Annotated in this window: 5 protein-coding genes and 1 pseudogene; 2 read left to right on the forward strand and 4 right to left on the reverse strand. The window is 50.6% G+C overall.

Annotated features, from left to right (window positions below; translation table 11 throughout):
- Positions 1-136 precede the first annotated feature (136 nt).
- Both JCM13995_RS12530 and JCM13995_RS14730 read left to right on the forward strand, forming a co-directional pair.
- On the forward strand, positions 137-658 hold the full coding sequence (locus JCM13995_RS12530) for a DNA cytosine methyltransferase (protein ID WP_225350904.1): 522 nt from the start codon (positions 137-139) through the stop codon (positions 656-658).
- Positions 659-1,379: 721 nt separating this feature from the next.
- Positions 1,380-1,535, forward strand: coding sequence for a hypothetical protein (locus tag JCM13995_RS14730; protein WP_156314492.1), 156 nt, complete (start codon positions 1,380-1,382; stop codon positions 1,533-1,535).
- A 278-nt stretch (positions 1,536-1,813) separates the two neighbouring features.
- Here the strand turns inward: JCM13995_RS14730 and JCM13995_RS12535 are convergent, their stop codons facing one another.
- The 4 genes and pseudogenes from JCM13995_RS12535 to JCM13995_RS15055 all read right to left on the reverse strand — a co-directional run.
- The gene (locus JCM13995_RS12535; RefSeq protein ID WP_054666190.1) at positions 1,814-2,737 is read right to left on the reverse strand and encodes a conjugal transfer protein; all 924 of its coding nucleotides are present in this window, start codon (positions 2,735-2,737) and stop codon (positions 1,814-1,816) included.
- Positions 2,734-3,267: a hypothetical protein gene (locus JCM13995_RS12540; RefSeq protein ID WP_054666196.1), complete on the reverse strand. Its 534-nt coding sequence runs from the start codon at positions 3,265-3,267 to the stop codon at positions 2,734-2,736. The genes JCM13995_RS12535 and JCM13995_RS12540 overlap by 4 nt, the downstream gene beginning before the upstream one ends.
- Before the next feature lie 9 nt (positions 3,268-3,276).
- Positions 3,277-4,270, reverse strand: a pseudogene (locus tag JCM13995_RS12545) (bifunctional lytic transglycosylase/C40 family peptidase).
- The coding region (locus JCM13995_RS15055; protein ID WP_054666193.1) for a CD3337/EF1877 family mobilome membrane protein at positions 4,267-5,764 on the reverse strand (1,498 nt) is incomplete at its 5' end. The gene JCM13995_RS15055 and the pseudogene JCM13995_RS12545, both read right to left, overlap by 4 nt.

A 5,764-nucleotide genomic window follows, 5' to 3' on the forward strand; every position in this document is an offset into this window, starting at 1 on the left:
TAAGACTGAGTTGTTGGTAGTGCTTGTGAGTGTTAATCAGAGAGTGGGTCATGAAGATTCCTGCTTTCTTGTTTAGCTACCACTAACAAGAATAGGTCTTCATGGCCTTTTTGGTCTAGTCGTCAGGGTGTTGCACTTGAATTGTAAACTGGGGCAGTCAAAAAAAACTCAAACAAATCTGGGCTCCGTTATTCTTCCGAACAACCCTGATAAAAGCCTCTGGTTAAGAGATGAGCGATTGGCGAAAATGAAACAGATGAAATCGGGCTTTCAAATGACAAAAACATCTAGGAGAGGCGATTACACCTATCGGTATGGTATGGGGAATATGAGATTCCCTGATTCACTTGAGTTGCCTGCGAGGACAATGGTCACATCAGAGCACACGATATCGCGAATGAGTCACGTTATCCTGGATCCTGGAAATCATGAATATCGGCTTCTCTCTCCCGAAGAGACTGAACAGATTAATACTTTTCCCGTTGGCTGGACCGAATTGGAAGATGTTTCCAACTCACAGAGATATTTCACAATGGGTAATGCGTTGGTCGTTAATCTTGTCAGGGATATTGGTAAGGAGATTGACAAGTTAGTCAGACAAGAGTCCAATTTGACTAAATTCAATCCTAATTCTGCTGTTGAGAACGTTGAACATTGAGCATTTCGAACTGCAGGTAGAGGAGCTGGACCCAATAGAATTTGTCTTACCATTGGTTGTTATTCTAAGTCCGCAATCGATTTAGGTTAATCGGATTCCAGTGATTTGGCTGAGCCTTCCGGGCCGCACCGAATGAAAAGTCTATTCTTCTTAGAAAAAGAAATTGAAATGCTGAGAGAGGAATGTCTAAGGCTAGGCTTCGTTCGTGACGGCGACTGGCAGAACCTCAACGGTAACTGGCAATTCTCCTTTGATGACGATTAGGTGGCGATGGCTAAGAATTGGCCGCTTGAGGGGGCTGCTGGCAGACCTAACACTACAGATTGAGGTGCCATTTGCTTTTCAGACGACCCTGAGCGGGATAAACGTCCAGAACAAGCACGACACGGTCTGGTGTCGATGTCAGTCACAAAATGTAGGAAAGGATGTGCGGACAAAACTACATTTCAAAACTGTCCTTGACAGTCTGGTACGCCCGCGAGTTTTAGGTGGTGGTATCAATCGTGGCGGGACGAGCGTTCGTATCGCATTTTGGCGCGGTCGACTACCCTGACGTAGGCGTTCATCAACGGGCAGTTCGTCAGACGGCATGAGGGTGGCGAGACGCCGTTTTCGTTTGACATCACGCCTTTCTCGACACTGGCGCGACGCTGGAGTTACTCACGGTTTACGTACAGGACTTCTCGAAAAAGGAGACAATCCACTCGGCAAGCAGGCCTAGATGACCCTGCACGGCCGCATCTGGCAAACGGCGTGGAACACCGTGCATATCGAGTCGGGGCGTCTCATGTCGGATTTCGACAAGAATCCCGAACGCGTCGAAGTTGAGGCTAGCGGCGCAGCAATCGACAGCTTCTTGCAGTGGACGATATTGTAGGGCACTTCATTTTTGACTTTTTACGGCCGGTAACTTTAATTATGCAATCTAGGCTATTCAATCCTGCGAGTAGTCGCCATGCTGGTGGTTGCTACGCTAGCAATTGTTGATTGGTAGAATGCATACTAAGATTGCGGCTGCAGCTTCGTCTTCGGCTACCTAGCTTACTTAATCATTCGTAAAGTCCGCGCCCGTGACACTGCTACGCAAGCAGAATAACGACAAGACCCGGCACGACCCATGCGCATGCTTGCGTAAAGGCCGTGTCGGGTCTTTTGTCAGATACCGTCAGTGATAAACCAATTGTTGCTTTGCTTGGATAGGGTCAGGGTGTATTGCGAGACTTGGCTCATATCATTGTCAGTGTCGAGATACTTCACTGATAAGGTGACGGTCAGGCTGTTCTTAGTCTTCTTAAAGACTGGATCTAGAAGTTCCACGAACTTAAGGTTGCGTTCGATTGGTCGCGTGCCGTTTTTGACATAATATTTGAGTTCATTGCGATCGCTTTTCGGGTACAAGGCGAAGAACGTCTTGAGAAACTTAGTTACGTCATCGGCAGTGCTGCCGGCTACCGTGTTATCGGACTGGGTGTCTGGCAGCTTGATCCGAGCTGCTGCTGGCTCCGCAGCGATGGTTGGGTTCTTGGTGACCACCATATCGCCGTTGTCATTTTGCATGACGATGATGGTGTAAGAGCTAGTCACAGATTTCTTGTCTTTACCTTTGGCAAGGTCTTGCTTCACCGTAAACAGCACACGGAACGTGTCTTTAGCCGTCTTGCTCACGTCCCAGACCTTGACCTCACTGACCGCGGCAGTTGTGGGAATGTCGCTCCGCACGGTGTCGGCGTTCAGCGATTGCAGTTGCTCCACAAGATACGGCTGCAAAGCTTTCTGCCGCTGATCTAGTGCTTCGTGGCTGGGTTGCCACGAATAGTAGAGCTTGGCAAAGTCGGTGGTGAAGGTCGCCAAGGCGTGCGTGTCAATCACCTTAGTCTTGATCACTTGAACTTCATGCACCGTGTGGGTGTCGATGGCGGTCATGTTCTTGTAGACACCGAAACTGGTGCTGCTGATTAACACTGCCCAGCAAAGCAGTGTGACCGGGCGGCGCAGACCATGGTGCTTAATTTTAGGCGGTTTTGGGGCGGCTGGCTTCTTCTTGAACCAGCCTTTCTTTTGGGCTTTATCTTTACTCAAGGTTCATTCACCTTGTCCTTTCTAATTTCGTAGCAGCGGTAAAAGTCATCGTAAATATCGAGAAAGCGCACGAACAGGCGTTGCAGCGAGATTCGCTTGTAGCCCTCATAGTCGGTTTCGATATACTGACCGAGTTCACGGTCGCTGTTGAAGTATTCTTCGGCCAAGTAGCGTTCGCGGTCGAGGATATACTTACGGTCTTCTGGTGCAAACACCTTGCCTTTGAGCCATCGATCAACGGCCACTTCATGCGCGACGGCAAGGCGATACTCACGCCGGTGCCCGTATTCCATTTCCGGCATTCGGTCAACAAAGCGGTCAAGGACGTGGCACAGGTCGTCGGTATTGGGCAAGCGTTGTTTGAAGAATTTGATGCGTTCCCACTCGCCTGACGCAAAGTCGAGTTCCTTGTTGCGTAGTGCGCGATTATCACCGAATTTTAGATCGACGTGCGTCTTTTGCAGCGCATCGTCATAGGTGTTGGTGATGAGATCCATCCAGTCAAAGTACCCGATGCCATTTTGATCCATCGTCTTCACCTACTTCTTCACACGTCCAGCACCAATCAGGTGGGCTTGCCAATAGCTTGAGTTTAGGTCGGCGTAGCAAGTGGGTCACCGGCGTTGTACATTTTCATGCCGCCAACGTAGATCCCAACGTGGGTCACGTAATCGGCGGTATCGTAGGTTGAGTGAAAGAACACGAGGTCGCCGGGTTTGGCGTCCTTAATATTCAGCTTTGCTGTAACGTCGTATTGTGCTTGTGCGGTGCGGGGAAGTTTGATCCCAGCTTTGCCGTAGCACCAACTGGTCAGCCCGGAACAGTCGAAGCCCGTTGATGGCGTTGAGCCACCAAACACATAGCGTGTGCCTTGATACTTGAGCGCTTCGTCCATGATGGCTTGTACCGTTTTGTCGTCGAATTTCGTGCCACCAGTGACCAGGTATTGCGAGATAACCGACACGTAGTACATGTTCCCATGGGCATAGCGCCAACCGTCCTTAGCAACCACGTTGGTATAGGTGACTTTCCTACCACCGGACTTCTCTTTGGCAAAAGCCGTCGCCAGCGCCAGCGTGTATTTCTTGCCGTGCTTGGCAACGTAGTCGATGAAGCCGCCGCCGAAGTTGTAGCTTTGAATGGCGGTATTGAGATCCACACCAGTAGCTTCATGCTTTTCAGTAGCGACGCGAAATACTTCACGCCTTGCTTGATGGACGCTTCGGTATCTAGTGTATTGACCGGCAGCCCTAGTGATTCGCTAGCTTGCATCACATCGCCACCCTTGCCACCGGATTCAACCTGCATGATGGCGAGTATCACCATCACCTGGTCTGAAATGCCGAACTCTTTACAATACTTTTCGACCATCAGCTTGTGCTTGTAGACTTCAGCGGATAAGTTCATTGCATCGGCTGTGATCGCAGAGGCCGGCTGATCTTCGTCATCATCAGAGGCGATGACTGCAAAGAACAGACCGCTAATCAACAGTATTGGGAGTGCGGCAAGAGCTAACCAGCGCCAGAGTTTCATCGCTTCTTATGCCCCTTGGCCTTTTTGGTCCGCTGTGGCTTTGGGGTGCGTGGCTTGGCTGGCTTTTCGGAAACGAGGGTCAGTGGTTTCTTGGGTCTATTCGCTGGTTGGGCTGGTTCTTGGTGCGGTTTGATGGTGGGGTCTGCTTGTGGTTTCGTGACTGGTCGCGGAGGCCGAGTTGAAGTTGGCTTCGTGGCAGCGCGCTTTGGTTGACCGCTTGTATCGGTTTGTTTTGGTTCTATAGGTGTGGCAGTTGTTGGCTTACGAGTTGGCTCAACCGGTGGTTTGGAAGCCGTTGGTTTTGGCTTTTCAGGATCAGCTTTCGGCTTGATTGCGAGCTTGCGTTCTTGCATTTGCTTACGCCGCTGCTCGAGCCGTTTGTCACGTTCTTGCTGATTGGCTTCACGCCGACCCTTGAAGCTATCCTTCGCGGTTTCGGCGGCGTCCTTAGTCAGCTGCTTTCCACGATGCAAGCCATACAAAACGTTAGTTGGTGCGTCCTTCACCTGATCGAGGCTACGTTTGGTCTTATCTTTGAGCTTGTTACCAACATCAGATACATCCGCAAGTTTCTCACCCAGTCGTTGGCTGCGTGGCTTCTTAGCTTGTTGCGGCTTGGCAGCGTCCGCAGTTTGCTCGCGTTGCGTGCCAGCAGGAAGTTGCGGTGTTTGCGGCATTCCGCGACCTTTACCATAGCCCCGTGAAAGGAAGCGACCTGCCATCGCGCCACCCATTGCACTACCAACGAACTGCCGAAGCATTCGGTTCCCACGGCGCGAGAAACGTTGGGCGCCTTGTTGTGCGTCAGAGCTGTGGAGCTGCATCATGCCCATCAAGTCGCCGAGCTTCATCCAGATACCGGCGAAGATAGTGACTTGCAGGAAGGCCACGAGGAAGAACGGCGAGGTAGCCGACAACCCATAGACCATTGCCGATAGCGAGAATGCCATCGTGATCACCAGCGTTACGCCAACCCGTGTCATAATCGTGTTGAACAGCTTCATAATGTTTTGCTTCATCAGGCCGTTAAATGACGGTAGCATCGCAAGTAAGAATGACACCGGCAAAAATGTTGCGTAGATGATAAAGAGTATCTGGCTGAACAGCATCATTGCCGTCAGGAAGAAGACAAACAAGGTGATTGCGATATTGAACAAGACAACAAAGGTCGTGGTACCAAGTCGATTGATCGTCATGGTTGGCGACAGGTTCTCGTTGTCATTGTCTTCAATTTCAGCTTTCACCACGTCGGTGCGCGTTTTACCCTTGTCCCCGAATGGGTTAGTCTTCATCAGCTTGTTCACGCGCTCTTTGCCGACGGTATCGGTGTCGCTGTCACCAAACTGCAAAAGTGTCCACGGCTGCTTCACCTGAATTTCAAAAAGGGTATCGCGGATTGCATCAACGCCTGATTTATCGGTGGCTGTATCAGTGCCCATAATCATCTTGGAGCCAGTGTTGAGCGCGCTGGTGCTGATATCTGAACTGAACTCA

It is taken from the genome of Lacticaseibacillus camelliae DSM 22697 = JCM 13995, assembly GCF_001311195.1.
Taxonomy (GTDB): Bacteria; Bacillota; Bacilli; order Lactobacillales; family Lactobacillaceae; genus Lacticaseibacillus; species Lacticaseibacillus camelliae.

Coding starts and splice junctions, on each gene's coding strand:
- JCM13995_RS14730 (WP_156314492.1), top strand. CDS start 1,380: ATGACCCTGCACGGCCGCATCTGGCAAACGGCGTGGAACACCGTGCAT.
- JCM13995_RS12540 (WP_054666196.1), bottom strand. CDS start 3,267: ATGGATCAAAATGGCATCGGGTACTTTGACTGGATGGATCTCATCACC.